Annotated in this window: 30 protein-coding genes; all 30 read right to left on the bottom strand. The window is 55.4% G+C overall.

Annotated features, from left to right (window positions below):
• Positions 1 to 93 precede the first annotated feature (93 nt).
• Positions 94 to 969, bottom strand: coding sequence for a DMT family transporter (locus ACW17M_RS20445; RefSeq protein ID WP_223828041.1), 876 nt, complete (start codon positions 967 to 969; stop codon positions 94 to 96).
• A gap of 88 nt (positions 970 to 1,057) precedes the next feature.
• Positions 1,058 to 2,389: a D-alanyl-D-alanine carboxypeptidase family protein gene (locus ACW17M_RS20440; RefSeq protein WP_039860215.1), complete on the bottom strand. Its 1,332-nt coding sequence runs from the start codon at positions 2,387 to 2,389 to the stop codon at positions 1,058 to 1,060.
• 330 nt (positions 2,390 to 2,719) lie between these two features.
• Positions 2,720 to 3,106, bottom strand: a complete 387-nt coding sequence (gene rplQ, locus ACW17M_RS20435; RefSeq protein WP_008959150.1) for a 50S ribosomal protein L17 — start codon at positions 3,104 to 3,106, stop codon at positions 2,720 to 2,722.
• A gap of 39 nt (positions 3,107 to 3,145) precedes the next feature.
• A complete protein-coding gene (locus ACW17M_RS20430) occupies positions 3,146 to 4,141 on the bottom strand; it encodes a DNA-directed RNA polymerase subunit alpha (RefSeq protein ID WP_009288137.1) in 996 nt (331 codons plus the stop codon).
• Between the two features lie 98 nt (positions 4,142 to 4,239).
• Entirely contained in the window at positions 4,240 to 4,860 is a 621-nt protein-coding gene (gene rpsD / locus ACW17M_RS20425; RefSeq protein ID WP_008959152.1) for a 30S ribosomal protein S4, read from the bottom strand.
• A gap of 12 nt (positions 4,861 to 4,872) precedes the next feature.
• A complete protein-coding gene (rpsK, locus tag ACW17M_RS20420; RefSeq protein ID WP_007111985.1) occupies positions 4,873 to 5,259 on the bottom strand; it encodes a 30S ribosomal protein S11 in 387 nt (128 codons plus the stop codon).
• A 39-nt stretch (positions 5,260 to 5,298) separates the two neighbouring features.
• A complete protein-coding gene (gene rpsM, locus ACW17M_RS20415; RefSeq protein ID WP_022520863.1) occupies positions 5,299 to 5,655 on the bottom strand; it encodes a 30S ribosomal protein S13 in 357 nt (118 codons plus the stop codon).
• 123 nt (positions 5,656 to 5,778) lie between these two features.
• A complete protein-coding gene (rpmJ, locus tag ACW17M_RS20410) occupies positions 5,779 to 5,892 on the bottom strand; it encodes a 50S ribosomal protein L36 (protein WP_008959154.1) in 114 nt (37 codons plus the stop codon).
• A 64-nt stretch (positions 5,893 to 5,956) separates the two neighbouring features.
• Positions 5,957 to 7,288 (bottom strand): preprotein translocase subunit SecY, encoded by a 1,332-nt coding sequence (gene secY, locus ACW17M_RS20405; RefSeq protein ID WP_008959155.1) that lies wholly within the window; start codon positions 7,286 to 7,288, stop codon positions 5,957 to 5,959.
• Positions 7,289 to 7,723 (bottom strand): 50S ribosomal protein L15, encoded by a 435-nt coding sequence (rplO, locus tag ACW17M_RS20400; RefSeq protein ID WP_008959156.1) that lies wholly within the window; start codon positions 7,721 to 7,723, stop codon positions 7,289 to 7,291.
• 3 nt (positions 7,724 to 7,726) lie between these two features.
• Entirely contained in the window at positions 7,727 to 7,909 is a 183-nt protein-coding gene (rpmD, locus tag ACW17M_RS20395) for a 50S ribosomal protein L30 (protein WP_022520864.1), read from the bottom strand.
• A 6-nt stretch (positions 7,910 to 7,915) separates the two neighbouring features.
• Positions 7,916 to 8,416 (bottom strand): 30S ribosomal protein S5, encoded by a 501-nt coding sequence (rpsE, locus tag ACW17M_RS20390; RefSeq protein ID WP_007111990.1) that lies wholly within the window; start codon positions 8,414 to 8,416, stop codon positions 7,916 to 7,918.
• Between the two features lie 11 nt (positions 8,417 to 8,427).
• Complete coding sequence (rplR, locus tag ACW17M_RS20385) at positions 8,428 to 8,778, bottom strand: 50S ribosomal protein L18 (RefSeq protein ID WP_022520865.1); 351 nt, start codon at positions 8,776 to 8,778, stop codon at positions 8,428 to 8,430.
• Between the two features lie 9 nt (positions 8,779 to 8,787).
• On the bottom strand, positions 8,788 to 9,318 hold the full coding sequence (gene rplF, locus ACW17M_RS20380; RefSeq protein ID WP_009288139.1) for a 50S ribosomal protein L6: 531 nt from the start codon (positions 9,316 to 9,318) through the stop codon (positions 8,788 to 8,790).
• A gap of 9 nt (positions 9,319 to 9,327) precedes the next feature.
• The gene (rpsH, locus tag ACW17M_RS20375; RefSeq protein WP_007111993.1) at positions 9,328 to 9,720 is read right to left on the bottom strand and encodes a 30S ribosomal protein S8; all 393 of its coding nucleotides are present in this window, start codon (positions 9,718 to 9,720) and stop codon (positions 9,328 to 9,330) included.
• A 32-nt stretch (positions 9,721 to 9,752) separates the two neighbouring features.
• A complete protein-coding gene (gene rpsN / locus ACW17M_RS20370) occupies positions 9,753 to 10,058 on the bottom strand; it encodes a 30S ribosomal protein S14 (protein ID WP_022520866.1) in 306 nt (101 codons plus the stop codon).
• Positions 10,059 to 10,068: 10 nt separating this feature from the next.
• Positions 10,069 to 10,608, bottom strand: coding sequence for a 50S ribosomal protein L5 (gene rplE / locus ACW17M_RS20365; protein WP_007111995.1), 540 nt, complete (start codon positions 10,606 to 10,608; stop codon positions 10,069 to 10,071).
• 18 nt (positions 10,609 to 10,626) lie between these two features.
• A complete protein-coding gene (gene rplX, locus ACW17M_RS20360; RefSeq protein ID WP_007111996.1) occupies positions 10,627 to 10,941 on the bottom strand; it encodes a 50S ribosomal protein L24 in 315 nt (104 codons plus the stop codon).
• Between the two features lie 14 nt (positions 10,942 to 10,955).
• Positions 10,956 to 11,327 (bottom strand): 50S ribosomal protein L14, encoded by a 372-nt coding sequence (gene rplN, locus ACW17M_RS20355; RefSeq protein ID WP_008959163.1) that lies wholly within the window; start codon positions 11,325 to 11,327, stop codon positions 10,956 to 10,958.
• 49 nt (positions 11,328 to 11,376) lie between these two features.
• Positions 11,377 to 11,637, bottom strand: coding sequence for a 30S ribosomal protein S17 (gene rpsQ / locus ACW17M_RS20350; protein WP_007111998.1), 261 nt, complete (start codon positions 11,635 to 11,637; stop codon positions 11,377 to 11,379).
• 1 nt (position 11,638) lies between these two features.
• Positions 11,639 to 11,830 (bottom strand): 50S ribosomal protein L29, encoded by a 192-nt coding sequence (rpmC, locus tag ACW17M_RS20345; RefSeq protein WP_007111999.1) that lies wholly within the window; start codon positions 11,828 to 11,830, stop codon positions 11,639 to 11,641.
• On the bottom strand, positions 11,830 to 12,243 hold the full coding sequence (gene rplP / locus ACW17M_RS20340; protein ID WP_007112000.1) for a 50S ribosomal protein L16: 414 nt from the start codon (positions 12,241 to 12,243) through the stop codon (positions 11,830 to 11,832). The genes rpmC and rplP overlap by 1 nt, the downstream gene beginning before the upstream one ends.
• 15 nt (positions 12,244 to 12,258) lie before the next feature.
• Entirely contained in the window at positions 12,259 to 12,960 is a 702-nt protein-coding gene (gene rpsC / locus ACW17M_RS20335) for a 30S ribosomal protein S3 (RefSeq protein ID WP_009288141.1), read from the bottom strand.
• Positions 12,961 to 12,970: 10 nt separating this feature from the next.
• A complete protein-coding gene (gene rplV, locus ACW17M_RS20330; protein ID WP_007112002.1) occupies positions 12,971 to 13,303 on the bottom strand; it encodes a 50S ribosomal protein L22 in 333 nt (110 codons plus the stop codon).
• A gap of 18 nt (positions 13,304 to 13,321) precedes the next feature.
• Positions 13,322 to 13,597, bottom strand: a complete 276-nt coding sequence (rpsS, locus tag ACW17M_RS20325; RefSeq protein ID WP_013330996.1) for a 30S ribosomal protein S19 — start codon at positions 13,595 to 13,597, stop codon at positions 13,322 to 13,324.
• A 33-nt stretch (positions 13,598 to 13,630) separates the two neighbouring features.
• On the bottom strand, positions 13,631 to 14,461 hold the full coding sequence (gene rplB / locus ACW17M_RS20320) for a 50S ribosomal protein L2 (protein ID WP_008959166.1): 831 nt from the start codon (positions 14,459 to 14,461) through the stop codon (positions 13,631 to 13,633).
• Positions 14,462 to 14,478: 17 nt separating this feature from the next.
• Complete coding sequence (gene rplW / locus ACW17M_RS20315) at positions 14,479 to 14,775, bottom strand: 50S ribosomal protein L23 (RefSeq protein WP_008959167.1); 297 nt, start codon at positions 14,773 to 14,775, stop codon at positions 14,479 to 14,481.
• Positions 14,772 to 15,377 carry a 50S ribosomal protein L4 gene (rplD, locus tag ACW17M_RS20310; protein ID WP_007112005.1) on the bottom strand — a complete coding sequence of 202 codons (606 nt, stop codon included), beginning with the start codon at positions 15,375 to 15,377 and terminating at the stop codon, positions 14,772 to 14,774. The genes rplW and rplD overlap by 4 nt, the downstream gene beginning before the upstream one ends.
• A 15-nt stretch (positions 15,378 to 15,392) precedes the next feature.
• Positions 15,393 to 16,031, bottom strand: coding sequence for a 50S ribosomal protein L3 (gene rplC, locus ACW17M_RS20305; protein ID WP_009288142.1), 639 nt, complete (start codon positions 16,029 to 16,031; stop codon positions 15,393 to 15,395).
• A gap of 160 nt (positions 16,032 to 16,191) precedes the next feature.
• Positions 16,192 to 16,503 carry a 30S ribosomal protein S10 gene (rpsJ, locus tag ACW17M_RS20300; RefSeq protein ID WP_007112007.1) on the bottom strand — a complete coding sequence of 104 codons (312 nt, stop codon included), beginning with the start codon at positions 16,501 to 16,503 and terminating at the stop codon, positions 16,192 to 16,194.
• Positions 16,504 to 16,625: the final 122 nt, after the last annotated feature.

Genomic DNA, 16,625 nt, shown 5'->3' with positions numbered 1-16,625 from the left:
AAGGCCAGGATTATAACCAGCCCAAACCCGCCGTTTTGGCAAGCTCACCGCTTCCGTGACCTAGATCAAAAAGTGGCGGTAGAGTGACGTCAGTTAGGCGGTAGGACGACGTTTAAGGGTTGTCCTACGGTCGTGATACGCTACCGCTAACCCGCTGCCCATTATCAAGGCGCTGCCTACCCAAACCCAGAGATCCGGCATTTCACCCCAAAACCACCAGCCCAGCAGTACCGCCCAGAGCATGGCGGTGTAATCAAAAGGCGCGGCGATGGCCGCAGGGGCAAACCGGAAGGCCAAGGTGATAAAAGCGGTGGCTGCAACGCCCAATACTCCCGAGGCGAAAAAGCCTACCCAGTGCCACGGCTGGGGTGTTTGCCATACCCAGGGCAGCGTTAGCGCGGTCACCACCAGCGGCACACAGGTCATGTAAAACAGCATTGCCCAGAGGTGTTCGCGGGCGCCGTAGCGCCGGGCGGTAATCATCATCAGCGCATAGAATAGCGCCGCCCCCACCAATACCAGCGCGCCCATCTGAAACGCATCGCCGTTGGGCCGCACCACGATCAGCACCCCCGCAAACCCCACCAAGGATGCGATCAGCACCGGTGGATCAATGCGCTCACCCAACAATGGCACCGAAAGCAGGGTCACAAACAGCGGCGCCACAAAGGCAATCGCCGTGGCCTCCGCCAGGGGGAGCAGCGTTAGCCCCCATACGAAACAGACCATGGTGGCGGTATAAATCAATCCGCGCAGCAAATGGATGCCCGGCCGTTTCGTACGCAGCTTGCGTAACCCACCGGCAAAATGGGCAAGCAGCGCAATCAGCGGTAGCGATACCAAGGCACGGAAGAAAATAATCTGCAGTGGCGAGTGCACTTCACCTAACCACTTGGAAACAGCGTCGCCTAGGGCGAGGAAAAGAACGCCCAAACACATGCAGAGTATGCCTTTCAGCGAGGTTGTCACCGCGATCTCCCTGTTCACTGGTCAATACAAAGTGCCAAAAAAGAAAAACCCCGCCAATTAGCCATTGGCGGGGTGATGACGGCCCCCCTTACAAGCTGGCGTTAACGACCATACAGTCCATACCTTGGGAGTGCAGCTCACGGCACGCTTGGCGAGCGCGCTGCTCGTCCAATGCCATTAGCCGGGCGCGATAAACAGGGTTTTGGCCCTCTACCGTGTCTACAGCAATGCGTCCGCCTAAAGTCTGAGCAATCCGCTGAGCCGCCTGCTGCGCCAATTGCCGTGCCTGGGCTTCACGACTGAAAGCACCCACTTGCACCCCCCAGCCACCGCCCGTTTCAGTGACAGAGGCCATCTTGCGTTCACGCTCAATGAACGCTTGAAGTGGGTCGGGCTGTGGATCTTCGCTTGCCGGCGTGGGGCGCTGAATGGTGACAATATCAGCTAGCTGTTCTTCAAGATCGACAACCGGCGTTGAGGGGGTAGAGTTACTCGATGGTGACAATGTTGACGTTTCGACCACCGCCAGCAGGGGTTGGCGTGGCGCTGGCTGCTGTGGTGCCACCGGCTGAGCAGGGGGTGCAAAGGCCATAAATTCCCGCGAGAAGCTGGTGTCACCCATCCAGCTTTGCTGGTCGCGTAGGGACGCACGCAAGAAGCTACGATCCAGCAGATTGGCCATATGGGTATCCCGGGACTGGGATGAAAAACCACCCATGACGACGCCCACCAGCCGCCGATCACCGCGCACTGCGGTAGTGGCCACGTTAAAGCCAGAGGCGCGAATGAACCCCGTTTTTAGGCCATCGGCACCTGGGTAGTCACGCACCAATCGATTGTGGCTGGTGTGCCGGGTGCCGCGGTAGGTAAACTCTTGCAGGCCGAAGTAGTGGTAGTACTGGGGGAAGTCCTGCATCACGCGTACCGAAAGCGTGAGCATATCCCGCGCGGTGGTGATTTGGCCGTCATCCGGCAAGCCAGAGGCATTGCGAAAGGTGGTGGCATGCATGCCCAGCTCGCGTGCCTTGGTGGTCATCATTTGGGCAAAGTGGGCTTCGCTACCGCCCAGGGCTTCGGCAACCACTGCGGCAACATCATTGGCAGAGCGAACCGCGAGTGCGCGAATAGCGGTATCCACCGGAATTGAGCTGCCCGCCGCCAGCCACAGTTTGACAGCAGGCTTGGCGGCAGCGTAATGGGAAACCGGCAAGGGTTGGTCCAAGCGCAGCGTACCCTCTTCTAACGCTTCAAAGGTTAGATAGAGCGTCATCATTTTGGTAAGCGACGCAGGATAGCGCTGATCGTCAATATTCTCGGCGTAAAGCACTTCGCCATTGTCCAGATCAACGACAATACCCGCATAGCGCGGGTTGTCGGCATGCGCAGTAGTGACCATCGCAAGTATGAGCAGCATTAGCATACTCAAAAACCCTATCGCCGACGCTCCCCCGGCAGCGCTTTTTATCCTCGCATACATACCTGCCCCTTGCTTGTTATCAATGCGCTAGTTCGAATCGCTGTTTAACCAACCTGCCGCTGCTTAACTACCATGCCACACTCAAGCTACAACACAAGGCTTGCCCAAGCGGCACGCGACGCTTACTCAATTTAATAATAGGCCGAGTATAGGGTATTAGTACGAAGAATAGACGACGTTAAGTGTAGAAAACAGAAGATAAATGCGCCCATAAAAAAACCGACCACTGAGGGTCGGTTTTCATTCGCTACCAAAGAGGCCTGGCGCAGAGGATTACTCTTCTGCAGCGGCTTCTTCAACAACCGGACGGTCAACTAGTTCAACGAACGCCATAGGCGCGTTGTCGCCGGTGCGGAAACCGCACTTGAGAATACGGACGTAACCGCCCGGACGCTCGGCATAACGCGGACCCAATTCGTTGAACAGTTTGCCGACGGCTTCTTTAGAGCGCGTGCGGGCAAACGCCAAACGACGGTTTGCAACGCTATCCTGCTTAGACAAGGTGATCAGCGGCTCGATTACGCGACGCAGCTCCTTGGCTTTCGGCAGGGTTGTCTTAATGACTTCATGTTCGACCAGCGAGACAGACATGTTCTTGAACATGGCCTGACGATGCGAGCTGGTGCGATTCAGATGACGACCACTCTTACGATGACGCATGGTTGTAATTCCTTACCAAACTGGGACTCAAGTCGACGCTCACGCGGAGGCTTTGTCGTCCTTCAGGCTTGCCGGTGGCCAATTTTCCAACCGCATGCCAAGGGACAAGCCGCGAGCCGCCAATACATCTTTGATTTCATTCAAAGACTTTTTACCGAGGTTCGGTGTCTTCAACAGCTCAACTTCTGTGCGCTGGATAAGATCACCGATGTAGTAAATATTCTCGGCTTTTAGGCAGTTCGCGCTACGAACGGTCAACTCAAGATCGTCTACGGGGCGCAATAGAATTGGATCGACATGATCCTCTTCCTCTTCGACTTCCTGTTCTTTATCAGCTTCCAGGTCGACGAAGGCGGCCAGCTGCTCTTGCAGGATGGTCGCACTGCGACGGATAGCCTCTTCCGGATCCAGGGTACCGTCGGTTTCCAGATCGATAATTAGCTTATCGAGGTCGGTGCGCTGCTCGACACGAGCGGCCTCAACCGAGTAGGAAACACGGCGGACAGGGCTGAAGGTGGCATCCAGCTGCAGGCGGCCAATGGCACGTGACTCTTCATCAGAGCCGCGCGCGTCAGCCGGTTCGTAGCCACGACCCAGCGCTACCTTAAGCTGAATTTTCAGCTCGGCACCTTCATTGACATGAGCAATGACGTGGTCCGGGTTGACGATTTCGACGCTATGATCAAGCGCAATGTCGCCAGCGGTGACGACGGCTGGGCCCTGCTTGTTCAGCGTGAGCACCGCCTCATCGCGGCTGTGCATCTTGATCGCAACATCTTTCAAGTTCAGGAGGATTTCAATGACATCTTCCTGCACCCCTTCAAGCGCACTGTATTCATGCTCGACGCCGGCGATTTCAGCCTCTACCACGGCACAGCCGGGCATGGACGAAAGCAGAATGCGACGTAGTGCATTCCCCAGGGTGTGACCAAAACCACGCTCGAACGGTTCGAGCACGATTTTGGCGTGATGTGCGCTGATTTCTTCGACCTTGATGTCGCGAGGACGGAGAAACTCTGTCACTGAACGCTGCATATGAACACCTTTCAGGCTGCCAAACGGATACTTGGTACTCGGTAAGATCTGGCGCGGGCGTTAAACCGGCACCAGATTGACAAGAAACAGAAAACTGCTTACTTGGAGTACAGCTCGACGATCAGGTTTTCGTTGATGTCGGCAGACAGGTCACCGCGTTCAGGCAGAGCCTTGAAAGTGCCTTCCATCTTCTTGGCGTCGATTTCGATCCAAGCGATATCGCCACGGTTGGCCGCAATGGACAACGCGCTTTGAATACGTGCTTGGTTTTTCGCCTTTTCGCGAATGGAAACAACGTCACCCGGCTTCACTTGATAGGAAGCAACGTTAACGGTGCGGCCGTTCACGGAAATCGCTTTGTGGCTGACCAGCTGACGCGCTTCAGAGCGAGTCGAGCCGAAGCCCATGCGGTAGACGACATTATCCAGTCGGGATTCGAGCAACTGCAACAATACTTCACCGGTCGCACCTTTCAGGCGAGCGGCTTCTTTGTAGTAGTTACGGAACTGTTTTTCGAGTACGCCATACATGCGACGTACTTTTTGCTTCTCGCGAAGCTGCAAGCCGTAGTCTGAAAGACGCTGACGACGCTGGCCGTGTACACCCGGGATCTGCTCGGATTTACACTTTTTCTCGAAGGGAGTAACACCACTCTTCAAAAAGAGGTCGGTGCCTTCACGACGAGACAGTTTGCACTTCGGTCCAATATAACGAGCCATGAATCTGTCTCCTTAAACGCGGCGTTTCTTAGGCGGACGGCAGCCATTATGGGGAATGGGCGTCGCGTCTACGATGCTTTGCACGCGGAAGCCGGCGGCATTCAGTGCGCGCACGGCGGATTCACGACCGGGACCTGGGCCTTTAACCAGTACATCTACGTTTTTCACACCATACTCGGCTGCAGCAGTTGCTGCACGTTCGCTTGCCACTTGAGCAGCGAACGGGGTGCTCTTGCGAGAACCACGAAAACCCGAACCACCGGCAGTCGCCCAAGAAAGAGCGTTGCCCTGGCGGTCTGTGATCGTCACGATCGTGTTGTTAAAAGAGGCATGGATATGCGCAATCGCATCCACTACCTGCTTTTTAACCTTTTTACGGTTACTACGCGGGTTAGCCATGTTGATGTCTATTCCTGTCTTTACGCCAGAACGTGCGTGTTATTTGCGGATCGGCTTACGCGGGCCCTTACGGGTGCGCGCGTTAGTCTTAGTCCGCTGACCACGCAGCGGAAGACTACGACGATGACGCAGACCACGGTAGCAGCCTAAGTCCATGAGACGCTTAATGTTAAGCGTGACATCACGACGAAGGTCGCCTTCTACGGTGTACTTGCCAACTTCAGAACGCAGGGTGTCGACTTCTTCAGAAGACAGATCCTGGATCTTGGCAGTAGGCGCGATACCGGCTGCAGCACAGATGTGCTCAGCACGGGTACGGCCAATCCCGAAGATATAGGTCAGCGAGATCGCCGCATGCTTGTTGTCCGGGATATTGACGCCTGCAATACGGGCCATCAGCTTACTCCGAAATTTGAGCGGCTTGCTCGTTTATTCATCTACAAAAGGCGCAACAGCATACCCCATCATTTGCCCTAAGGCAAGGGGTATGCTGGCACCCGCTTAATACAACCCAGGCTATTAACCCTGGCGTTGTTTGTGCCGTGGCTCGCTGCAGATGACGCGGACAGCGCCATTGCGACGAATGATCTTGCAGTTACGGCACATTTTCTTTACGGAAGCTCGAACTTTCATCGATCTTTCTCCAAAAACCGGCTCGCGGCGCGCCCTCTCTAACTAAATAGGGGTGGACGGCGCCTCAGCGCATGATACCGCCGCTACCGTAGCCTTTCAGGTTGGACTTCTTCATCACTGAGTCATACTGATGCGACATGAGATGCGACTGCACCTGGGCCATGAAGTCCATGATGACCACGACTACGATTAACAACGAGGTACCGCCGAAGAAAAACGGCACGTTCCACGCCACAATCAAGAACTGGGGCATCAAGGAAACCGCAGTGATATACAAGGCACCGAACAGGGTCAAACGTGTCATGACCTTGTCGATATAGCGAGCGGTCTGCTCGCCGGGGCGAATGCCCGGCAGGAAAGCGCCTGACTTTTTAAGATTGTCAGCCACATCCTTGGGGTTGAAGACCAGCGCTGTGTAAAAGAAGCAGAAGAATACCACTGCCGCCGCGAAAAGCAAGATGTAAAGCGGTTGACCTGGGCCTAATGCCTGAGATGCACGCTGCAACCACTCCATACCTTCACCGGCACCTACCCACTGACCAATAGAGGCCGGGAAAAGCAGGATACTGGAGGCAAAAATCGCCGGAATAACACCGGCCATGTTGACCTTCAAAGGCAGGTAGCTACTTTGCCCTGCATACATCTTATTGCCCACTTGCCGCCGAGGGTAATTAACTTTGAGACGGCGTTGGCCGCGCTCAATGAAAACCACAAAGGCGACAGTCGCAATACCTAACACTGACAGCGCTAACAGCGGCAGAACATTCCAGGCCCCTTCATTACGGGCAAGCTCGAAGGCTTGGCCCACGGCACTGGGCAGTCCAGCGACAATACCGGCGAAGATCAGCAGCGAAATACCGTTGCCGATGCCCTTCTCGGTAATCTGCTCACCTAGCCACATCATAAACACCGCGCCCGATACAAACGTAATCACGGCGGTGAAATAGAAGCTGAAGTCAGCACTGTACGCGATGCCTTGGCTAGCCAGACCGACGGACATGCCGGTAGCCTGGACAAACGCCAGTATCACCGTGCCGTAGCGGGTGTACTGGCTAATCTTGCGGCGGCCAGCCTCACCCTCTTTCTTGAGCTGCTCAAGATGAGGGGAGACCGCAGTCATGAGCTGCATGATAATCGACGCCGATATATAGGGCATTATACCCAGGGCGAGAACACTCATGCGCTCCAGGGCGCCACCCGAGAACATGTTAAACATGCCCAGAATGGTGCCCTGTTGCTCCCTAAACAAGGCAGCAAGCTGGTCAGGATTGATACCGGGAACGGGAATGTGGGCACCAATACGGTACACCACGATGGCGAGGAGCACGAAGCGCAAACGCGCCCACAGTTCACTCAGACCGCTGCCCATCGCCGGCATTTTTCCTGACTTGGCCATTTAGTCCTCTACCTTGCCGCCAGCGGCTTCGATCGCTTCACGGGCACCTTTGGTGACCTTGATTCCGCGAACGGTAACCGCCGTTTTCAGTTCGCCAGAAAGGATGATCTTCGCGTGTAGCGTAGAGTCCTTTAGCACGTTGGCTTCTTTCAAAGATGCCATGGTGACTTCGCCACCGGCAACTTTAGCAAGCTCAGCCAGGCGTACTTCTTCAGAGACCAGAGATTTTGCAGACGTAAAGCCGAATTTCGGCAAACGACGCTGCAAAGGCATCTGACCGCCTTCGAAACCGGGCTTAACACTGCCGCCACTACGTGACTTCTGACCTTTGTGACCACGGCCACCGGTCTTACCAAGACCGGAACCGATGCCACGACCAACGCGCTTTGCAGCGTGTTTGGAGCCCGGAGCCGGGCTTAGGTTATTGAGTTTCATGGATTACTCTCCCTCAACGCGCACAAGGTAGTTCACCTTGTGGATCATGCCGCGTACGGCAGGGGTGTCTTCCAGTTCAACCGTATGACCGATGCGACGCAGGCCCAAGCCTTTCATAGTAGCCTTGTGCTTGGGCATAATGCCGATGGTGCTGCGGATCTGGGTAACCTTGATCGTTGCTGCCATGGTGCCTTACCCCGTGATCGCTTCGACAGACAGACCGCGCTTGGCGGCCACGTCTTCCGGTGCTTGCATGGAGGAGAGACCTTTAACAGTCGCTCGTACCACGTTAACCGGGTTGGTGGAACCGTAGCACTTGGCCAGTACGTCGTGGACACCGGCGAGCTCTAATACAGAGCGCATGGCGCCACCGGCGATGATACCGGTACCTTCGGAAGCCGGCTGCATGTACACCTTGGAAGCACCGTGACGGGCTTTGACCGGGTACTGCAGCGTATGGCCAGCAAGGTTCACCTTGACCATGTTGCGACGAGCTTGATCCATCGCTTTCTGGATTGCGACAGGCACTTCACGCGCCTTGCCACGACCGAAACCGACACGACCTTTACCATCACCAACGACGGTCAGTGCGGTGAAGCCGAAAATACGACCACCCTTGACCACCTTGGCGACGCGGTTGACCTGCACTAACTTCTCTTGCAGATCACCGCTTTGCTGTTCGTTCTTCGCCATCGTAAAACCCTTTAGAATTCCAGGCCGCCTTCACGTGCGGCGTCGGCCAGCGCCTTGACGCGGCCGTGATACTTAAAGCCAGCACGGTCGAAGGCCACCTGGGTGATGCCTGCTTCTTTAGCGCGTTCAGCAATCAGAGCACCTACTTTAGAGGCCGCATCTGAGTTGCCGGTCGCACCCTCGCGCAGTACTTTGTCCAGCGTAGAAGCACTGGCTAGCACTTTGCCACCATCCGGCGAGATAATCTGCGCATAGATGTGACGCGGGGTACGGTTGACGCACAGGCGATACACGCCCAGCTCGCGGATCTTTGCGCGAGCGCGGCGGGCACGACGGAGACGAGATTCTTTCTTCGCGTTCATAACCCTGCCTTACTTCTTCTTGGCTTCTTTGCGACGCACCTGCTCGTCGGCGTACCGAACACCCTTGCCTTTATACGGCTCGGGGGGACGGAAGGCGCGGATTTCCGCGGCGCACTGGCCGAGCATCTGCTTATCCGCGCTTTTCAGCACGATAACGGTGTTCTTCGGCGTTTCCGCTGAGACACCTTTAGGCAGTTCATAGTCGACCGGGTGCGAGAAGCCCAGTGAAAGATTGAGCGTCTGGCCCTTAGCTTGGGCACGATAACCGACGCCAACAATTTCGAGAGTTCTTGTGAAACCCTCGGATACGCCCGTTACCAGGTTCTGAACTAAGGCGCGGGTAGTACCGGCCATGGCCCAGCTCTTGGCAGACTCACTCGGGGCGAAGGTCAGCTGGCCATCTTCTTGACCGACCACTACATCAGAGTGGATGGTCATAGATAGCGTGCCCTGGCCGCCTTTGGCGGTCAGCTGGTCAGCATTGATTTTAATCTCAACGCCGGCAGGCACTTTAACCGGATATTTCGCTATGCGGGACATTCCAGCCTCCTAGAATACGGTGCAGATGACTTCGCCACCGACACCCGCTTGGCGCGCGGCACGATCGGTCATGACACCATTGGATGTGGTGACAATCGCGATACCCAGGCCATCGGCAACCTTAGGCAAGTTATCCTTGCCCATGTAGCGGCGCAGGGACGGCTTGGAAACCCGCTGAATGTGCTCAATGACCGGCTTACCCTCAAAGTACTTGAGAGTTACGGTTAGCTCGGGCTTAGCGCCCTCCGCTACCGCAAAGTCGGCAATGTAGCCTTCTTCCTTTAGCACTCGGGCCACTTGCACTTTCAACTTGGAGGACGGCATGGTAGCCGTCTCCTTGGTGGCCATCTGCGCATTGCGGATACGGGTAAACATATCCGCCAGAGTGTCTTGCATGCTCATTTAATGTGCGCTCCTGATAATTCTACGTGGCGTTACCAACTGGATTTTTTCAACCCAGGAACGTCGCCACGCATGGCGGCTTCACGCAGCTTGTTACGGCCAAGGCCGAACTTGTTGTAAAAACCGTGCGGACGACCGGTGATACGGCAGCGGTTACGCTGACGCACCGGGCTTGAGTCGCGCGGCAGTTGCTGCAGCTTCAGCGTCGCCTCGAAGCGGTCTTCCTCAGACGTGTTCACGTCTGAGATGATCTTCTTGAGTTCAGCGCGCTTGGTCGCATACTTCGCGACCAGCTGAGTACGCTTAAGCTCACGCTCTACCATACTTTTCTTAGCCATGATCTCGCCCCTATTTCTTGAACGGGAAGTTCAGCGCGGTTAGTAGCGCACGACCTTCCTCGTCGGTTTTGGCGGTCGTAGTGATAGTGACGTCCAACCCCCGGATGCGATCGATTTTATCATACTCGATCTCCGGGAAGATGATCTGCTCACGCACACCCATGGAGTAGTTACCACGACCGTCGAAAGACTTCGGGTTGAGACCACGGAAGTCACGCACGCGGGGAATCGCGATGTAAACCAAACGGTCCAAGAAGTCCCACATACGCTCAGCGCGCAGAGTTACCTTGATGCCGATTGGCCAACCTTCGCGCACCTTGAAGCCCGCGATGGACTTACGTGCCTTGGTCACCAACGGTTTTTGACCAGAGAGTTTCTCTAGATCGCCGATGGCATTGTCAATCAACTTTTTATCGTTGACTGCTTCGCCGATACCCATGTTCAGAGTCACTTTCGTGATCCGGGGTACCTGCATAACGTTGGCATAGCTGAACTCTTCTTTGAGTTGAGCTGCTACCTCGTTTTGATAACGTTCTTTCAAGTTCGCCATTGTGCTACCCGACTCGCGTTAGGCGTCGATCTGCGTCTGCGTCGACTTGTAGATACGTACCTTGGTACCGTCTTCCTTCACTTGGAAGCCGACGCGATCCGCCTTACCGGTCTCCGAATTGAAGATGGCTACGTTGGACGCGTGAATCGGAGCCTCACGCTCGACGATACCGCCCTGATTACCCGCCATGGGATTTGGCTTGGTGTGACGTTTAATCATGTTCACACCGGACACCAAAAAGCGGTTTTCTAATACCCGCTTAACGGTGCCACGCTTGCCTTTATCCTTCCCGGCGATGACGATGACTTCATCGTCACGTTTGATCTTTTGCATATCCGCCTCGCTCCTTACAGCACTTCAGGCGCTAAGGAAATGATCTTCATGAACTTTTCATTACGAAGTTCACGAGTCACCGGCCCAAAAATACGGGTACCGATGGGCTGTTCGTTGGTGTTATTCAACAAAACTGCCGCATTTCCATCGAAACGGATGAGCGAACCGTCGGGACGACGGACGCCACTACGGGTCCGGACCACGACCGCTTTTAGCACCTGGCCTTTTTTGACCTTGCCACGCGGAATCGCTTCCTTAACCGTGACCTTGATGATATCACCAACGCGAGCGTAACGACGATGTGAACCGCCTAACACCTTGATGCACTGCACCCGGCGCGCTCCGCTGTTGTCGGCGACATCCAGCATTGTCTGAGTCTGAATCATCGGTTTTCTCCAAACCTAATCTGACTGCACTGATTGACAGGCCTTGGGATTAACCCTTGGCGTGTTCAACCACCTCGACCAGCGTCCAGGCTTTCTTCTTGGAAAGCGGACGGCACTCCTGAATGGAAACCGTATCGCCTGCCTTAGCCTGGTTCGCCTCATCATGGGCGTGCAGCTTGGTGGAGCGCTTAACGTATTTTCCGTAGATCGGGTGACGCTCGCGCCGCTCGATCATGACGACGATGGACTTGTCCATCTTATCGCTCACCACTTTACCGGTGAGCGTACGCTTTGTGTTTTCTTCGGCCATCTCAATCACCTGCCTTCTCGTTGAGCAAAGTCTTAACGCGGGCGATATCCCGGCGGACCTGCTTGAGCAGATGAGTCTGGCTCAGTTGGCCAGTGGCCTTCTGCATGCGCAGGTTAAACTGCTCGCGGAGGAGTTCGAGGAGTTGCTCCTGGAGCTCTCCTGCGGACTTTTCACGAATTTCCTGGGCTTTCATCACATCACCGTCCGTTTCGCAAAGGTGGTGGATAAGGGCATTTTCTGTGCGGCAAGCTCAAACGCTTCACGAGCGAGCTCTTCCGACACGCCTTCAATTTCATACAGGACCCGACCCGGTTGGATCTGGGCAACCCAGTACTCAACAGAACCTTTACCTTTACCCATACGAACTTCGAGCGGCTTCTTGGAGATCGGCTTATCAGGGAAGACGCGGATCCAGATTTTACCGCCACGCTTTACGTGACGTGTGATCGCACGACGGCCTGCTTCGATCTGACGCGCAGTGATGCGGCCGCGACCAGTAGCTTTAAGGCCGTATTCCCCGAAGCTGATCTTGCTTCCGCGATGCGCCAGGCCACGGTTGCGGCCTTTCATCATCTTGCGGAATTTCATACGCTTGGGCTGTAACATCGACTCGCTCTCCCCTTACCTGGAACCTTTCTTCTTGGGCGCGTTGCCGGCAGGCTGTTGTTTAGCCTTGGCACGTACTTCCTCGATACCGCCGAGGATTTCACCCTTGAAGATCCACACTTTGACGCCGATAACGCCATAGGTGGTGTGAGCTTCGTAAGTGGCGTAGTCGATATCCGCACGCAACGTGTGCAGCGGAACGCGACCTTCGCGGTACCATTCGGTACGTGCGATTTCAGCGCCACCAAGACGACCTGACAGCTGAATCTTGATGCCACCAGCGCCAAGACGCATTGCGTTCTGTACCGCGCGCTTCATAGCACGACGGAACATGACGCGACGCTCAAGCTGACCCGCTACGTTAGCAGCGACTAGCTTGGCATCCAGCTCCGGCTTGCGAACTTCTTCGATGTTCACATGCACGGGAACGCCCATCATCTGAGTGAGATCGCGACGCAGACGGTCGACATCTTCACCTTTCTTACCAATCACGATACCCGGACGGGCAGTGTGAATGGTGATGCGGGCATTGTTCGCCGGACGCTCGATGTGGATGCGGCTAACAGAGGCGCTTTTAAGACGCTCTTCCAGGAAGCTACGCACTTCGAGATCGTTATTGAGCTTATCGGCGTAAGCGCCGCGCTCAGCATACCAGACAGAAGCATGGTCTTTGACGATGCCCAGTCGAATGCCTGTTGGATTGACTTTCTGACCCATCGGTCGACTCCTACTTCTCGGCTACCTTGACGGTGATGTGGCACGTGCGCTTCAAGATACGATCCGCACGCCCCTTGGCACGCGGCTTGATACGCTTGAGCGTCATGCCCTCATCGACGCAGATGGTCGAGACACGCAGCTCGTCAATATCCATGCCGTTATTTTCTTCCGCGTTTGCAATCGCGGATTGCAGCACCTTCTTAACCAGCTTGGCAGCCTTCTTCGGTGAGAAGGTCAGCAGGTCGAGTGCCTCGGCGACAGGTTTACCGCGCACCTGGTCAGCCACCAAACGGGCCTTCTGGGCGGATAAACGAGCGCCAAGCAGCTTAGCTGTGACTTCCATCTCTCAATCCTCTCTGGCTTACCGTTTGGCTTTTTTATCCGCCGCATGCCCGCGATAAGTGCGAGTAGCAGCGAATTCGCCCAATTTGTGGCCAACCATTTCCTCGGAGACGTGCACCGGGACGTGTTGGCGACCGTTATGGACCGCGATAGTGAGGCCTACCATATTGGGCAGGATCATAGAACGACGCGACCAAGTCTTGATCGGTTTGCGATCGTTCTTCTCCACTGCAACCTCTACCTTCTTCAAAAGATGAAGGTCAATGAAGGGACCTTTCTTTAGTGAACGTGGCACAGCCGTTACCTCTTAATGTCTTGGCAATGTAGATCAACGCGTCTTATTACGACGACGAATGATCAGCTTGTCGGTGCGCTTGTTCTTACGCGTCTTGTGACCCTTAGTCGGCACACCCCATGGGGATACCGGGTGACGACCACCACTGGTGCGGCCTTCGCCACCACCGTGCGGGTGATCGACTGGGTTCATCGCGACACCGCGAACAGTCGGACGCACACCTCTCCAGCGCTTCGCACCGGCCTTGCCAAGTTGACGCAGGCTGTGCTCTGAGTTGCTCACTTCACCCAAGGTCGCGCGGCACTCGGCCAACACTTTACGCATTTCGCCAGAGCGAAGACGCAGGGTGGCATAGTTACCTTCACGAGCAACCAGCTGGGCGCTTGTACCGGCACTGCGAGCAATCTGCGCGCCTTTACCCGGCTTGAGTTCGATGCAGTGCACCGTAGAACCCAACGGGACGTTGCGCAGCGGCAAGGCATTGCCTTTCTTGATTGACGCGTTAACACCAGATTCCAGCACGTCACCCGCGCTGACACCTTTCGGTGCAATGATGTAACGACGCTCACCATCGGCATACTTCAGCAGCGCAATGTGCGCACTGCGGTTGGGATCGTGCTCAAGACGCTCAACGGTGGCAGGAATGCCATCCTTGGTGCGTTTGAAATCGATCAACCGATAGTGGTGACGATGACCACCGCCCACGTGGCGGGTGGTGATACGACCGTAGTTGTTACGGCCGCCGGACTTGGACTGTTTTTCTAAAAGCGGTGCATAGGCACGGCCTTTAAACAGTTCCTCGCCAACGATCTTGACGACGTGGCGACGACCGGCGGAAGTGGGTTTGGTCTTGACGATTGCCATTATCCGTACTCCTGCCCTTATTCGGCGCCAGAGAAGTCTTCGAGCGTTTCACCCGCAGCCAGGGTCACATACGCTTTGCGATAACCCTTACGCAGGCCAACGCCGTTCGCAGTACGTTTTGTTTTACCCTTCATGTTCAGTACCTGAACACTACCGACCTTTTTGCCGAAAAGTGCTTCAACGGCCTTTTTGATCTCGGGCTTGGTAGCATCAGATGCCACCTTGAAAACGTACTGGTTGCGCTCGGCTGCCATTGCGGCCTTTTCGGTCACGTGCGGCCCAAGCAGAACCTTAAATACGCGTTCCTGGTTCATGCCAGCTTCTCCTCGAATTTACGCAGGGCGGAGACGGTAATCAGCACCTTATCAAAGGCTACCAGGCTTACCGGGTCAGCTGCCGCGACATCCACCACGTCAACGTGGGGAAGGTTGCGTGCGGCCAAATAGAGCTTTTCGTCAACTTCTTCAGTGACGATCAACACTTTTTCAAGGTTGAGCTCTTTTAGCTTGGCAGCTACCTGCTTGGTCTTAGGCGCATCGACGACGAACTCTTCAATCGCGACTAAACGCTCTTGACGTACCAGCTCTGACAAGATGGAGCGCATCGCTGCACGGTACATCTTGCGGTTAACCTTCTGGGTGTAGTCTTGCGGACGCGCCGCGAAGGTTACGCCACCACTACGCCATAGCGGAGAGCGGATGGTACCGGCACGTGCACGACCGGTGCCTTTCTGACGCCACGGCTTTTTACCACCGCCACGAACGTCGGAACGACTCTTTTGTGCGCGGGTTCCCTGACGACCAGCCGCCAAATAGGCAGTGACAACCTGGTGAACGAGCGCTTCGTTGAATTCTTTGCCAAAAGTGGCGTCGGCTACTTCAACGGTACCCGCGCCTGCAGCAAGATTCAGATTCATTGGTAATTATCCCCTTCAGCCTGCTTTCACGGCGCTGCGAACGATAACGTCACTACCGGGAGCACCCGGTACGGCGCCTTTAATCAGCAGCAGGTTACGCTCGGCGTCGACACGGACGATCTCAAGGCTCTGCACGGTGCAACGGGCGTTACCCATTTGACCGGCCATCTTTTTGCCTTTGAAAACGCGACCCGGAGTCTGACACATGCCGATAGAACCCGGCGCGCGATGCGACAGAGAGTTACCGTGAGTCATATCTTGGGTACGGAAATTCCAGCGTTTAACAGCACCCTGGAAGCCTTTACCCTTAGAGGTGCCAGTCACGTCAACCATTTGACCAGCTTCGAAGAGGGATACGGTGAGTTCGCCGCCTACTTCAGGAATCTCTTCGCCTTCTGCAAGACGAAATTCCATCAGTGCACGACCAGCTTCAACACCCGCCTTGGCAAACTGACCCGCTTGCGCTTTGGTGAGGTGCTTAGCTTTACGAGAGCCAGATGTGACCTGAATCGCTGCGTAACCGTCAGACTCGACAGATTTAACGCGTGTAACACGATTAGGATCAACTTCAATAACGGTTACGGGCACAGACGCGCCGTCTTCGGTAAAGACACGGGTCATCCCGGCCTTTTTACCGACTAAACCGATAGTCATACTCAGTCTCCTATAGTGTACGGGGCTATCACCCGCTATGGCTGCCCTTTCCAGAGCATTCCACTAGCACATTGTATGGCGCCTCACGGCGCGGCGGCTGCTGCTCATGCTAGCTCTTTACAAAGAACGATGAGCGCTGGGCCGCAAGTGACTAGTGTAATTAGTTGAGTTTGATTTGCACGTCAACGCCTGCGGCGAGATCAAGCTTCATCAAAGCATCAACAGTTTTTTCAGTCGGCTCAACAATGTCGAGCACACGCTTGTGCGTACGAATCTCATACTGGTCACGCGCATCTTTGTTGACGTGCGGTGAGATCAGAATGGTGTAACGCTCGCGGTTGGTCGGCAGCGGAATCGGACCACGAACCTGAGCACCAGTACGTTTAGCGGTTTCAACAATCTCCGCTGTAGACTGGTCGATCAGGCGATGGTCGAAAGCTTTCAACCGAATGCGAATCTTTTGGTTCTGCATTTGCCCTAAACTCCAATGGATGTCGACGGCGCGAGCCGTCTACCCACGCATTCAAAGGATGCGCATTATAGGCACGCCAAAAGCCCATGTCAAACATTTGCTGTTGGTGCGCAGAAAAGGGG

This window comes from Vreelandella sp. 2A-K22 (genome assembly GCF_054065485.1).
Note: the sequence above shows the minus strand (reverse complement) of the source record. Positions and strands in the feature narration are given on the sequence as shown.

Bases quoted from the DNA above. Each gene is read 5' to 3' on its own strand.
- ACW17M_RS20440 (WP_039860215.1), bottom strand. From the start codon at position 2,389: ATGCTAATGCTGCTCATACTTGCGATGGTCACTACTGCGCATGCCGAC.
- rplQ (WP_008959150.1), bottom strand. From the start codon at position 3,106: ATGCGTCATCGTAAGAGTGGTCGTCATCTGAATCGCACCAGCTCGCAT.
- ACW17M_RS20430 (WP_009288137.1), bottom strand. From the start codon at position 4,141: ATGCAGCGTTCAGTGACAGAGTTTCTCCGTCCTCGCGACATCAAGGTC.
- rpsD (WP_008959152.1), bottom strand. From the start codon at position 4,860: ATGGCTCGTTATATTGGACCGAAGTGCAAACTGTCTCGTCGTGAAGGC.
- rpsK (WP_007111985.1), bottom strand. From the start codon at position 5,259: ATGGCTAACCCGCGTAGTAACCGTAAAAAGGTTAAAAAGCAGGTAGTG.
- rpsM (WP_022520863.1), bottom strand. From the start codon at position 5,655: ATGGCCCGTATTGCAGGCGTCAATATCCCGGACAACAAGCATGCGGCG.
- rpmJ (WP_008959154.1), bottom strand. From the start codon at position 5,892: ATGAAAGTTCGAGCTTCCGTAAAGAAAATGTGCCGTAACTGCAAGATC.
- secY (WP_008959155.1), bottom strand. From the start codon at position 7,288: ATGGCCAAGTCAGGAAAAATGCCGGCGATGGGCAGCGGTCTGAGTGAA.
- rplO (WP_008959156.1), bottom strand. From the start codon at position 7,723: ATGAAACTCAATAACCTAAGCCCGGCTCCGGGCTCCAAACACGCTGCA.
- rpmD (WP_022520864.1), bottom strand. From the start codon at position 7,909: ATGGCAGCAACGATCAAGGTTACCCAGATCCGCAGCACCATCGGCATT.
- rpsE (WP_007111990.1), bottom strand. From the start codon at position 8,416: ATGGCGAAGAACGAACAGCAAAGCGGTGATCTGCAAGAGAAGTTAGTG.
- rplR (WP_022520865.1), bottom strand. From the start codon at position 8,778: ATGAACGCGAAGAAAGAATCTCGTCTCCGTCGTGCCCGCCGCGCTCGC.
- rplF (WP_009288139.1), bottom strand. From the start codon at position 9,318: ATGTCCCGCATAGCGAAATATCCGGTTAAAGTGCCTGCCGGCGTTGAG.
- rpsH (WP_007111993.1), bottom strand. From the start codon at position 9,720: ATGAGCATGCAAGACACTCTGGCGGATATGTTTACCCGTATCCGCAAT.
- rpsN (WP_022520866.1), bottom strand. From the start codon at position 10,058: ATGGCTAAGAAAAGTATGGTAGAGCGTGAGCTTAAGCGTACTCAGCTG.
- rplE (WP_007111995.1), bottom strand. From the start codon at position 10,608: ATGGCGAACTTGAAAGAACGTTATCAAAACGAGGTAGCAGCTCAACTC.
- rplX (WP_007111996.1), bottom strand. From the start codon at position 10,941: ATGCAAAAGATCAAACGTGACGATGAAGTCATCGTCATCGCCGGGAAG.
- rplN (WP_008959163.1), bottom strand. From the start codon at position 11,327: ATGATTCAGACTCAGACAATGCTGGATGTCGCCGACAACAGCGGAGCG.
- rpsQ (WP_007111998.1), bottom strand. From the start codon at position 11,637: ATGGCCGAAGAAAACACAAAGCGTACGCTCACCGGTAAAGTGGTGAGC.
- rpmC (WP_007111999.1), bottom strand. From the start codon at position 11,830: ATGAAAGCCCAGGAAATTCGTGAAAAGTCCGCAGGAGAGCTCCAGGAG.
- rplP (WP_007112000.1), bottom strand. From the start codon at position 12,243: ATGTTACAGCCCAAGCGTATGAAATTCCGCAAGATGATGAAAGGCCGC.
- rpsC (WP_009288141.1), bottom strand. From the start codon at position 12,960: ATGGGTCAGAAAGTCAATCCAACAGGCATTCGACTGGGCATCGTCAAA.
- rplV (WP_007112002.1), bottom strand. From the start codon at position 13,303: ATGGAAGTCACAGCTAAGCTGCTTGGCGCTCGTTTATCCGCCCAGAAG.
- rplB (WP_008959166.1), bottom strand. From the start codon at position 14,461: ATGGCAATCGTCAAGACCAAACCCACTTCCGCCGGTCGTCGCCACGTC.
- rplW (WP_008959167.1), bottom strand. From the start codon at position 14,775: ATGAACCAGGAACGCGTATTTAAGGTTCTGCTTGGGCCGCACGTGACC.
- rplD (WP_007112005.1), bottom strand. From the start codon at position 15,377: ATGAATCTGAATCTTGCTGCAGGCGCGGGTACCGTTGAAGTAGCCGAC.
- rplC (WP_009288142.1), bottom strand. From the start codon at position 16,031: ATGACTATCGGTTTAGTCGGTAAAAAGGCCGGGATGACCCGTGTCTTT.
- rpsJ (WP_007112007.1), bottom strand. From the start codon at position 16,503: ATGCAGAACCAAAAGATTCGCATTCGGTTGAAAGCTTTCGACCATCGC.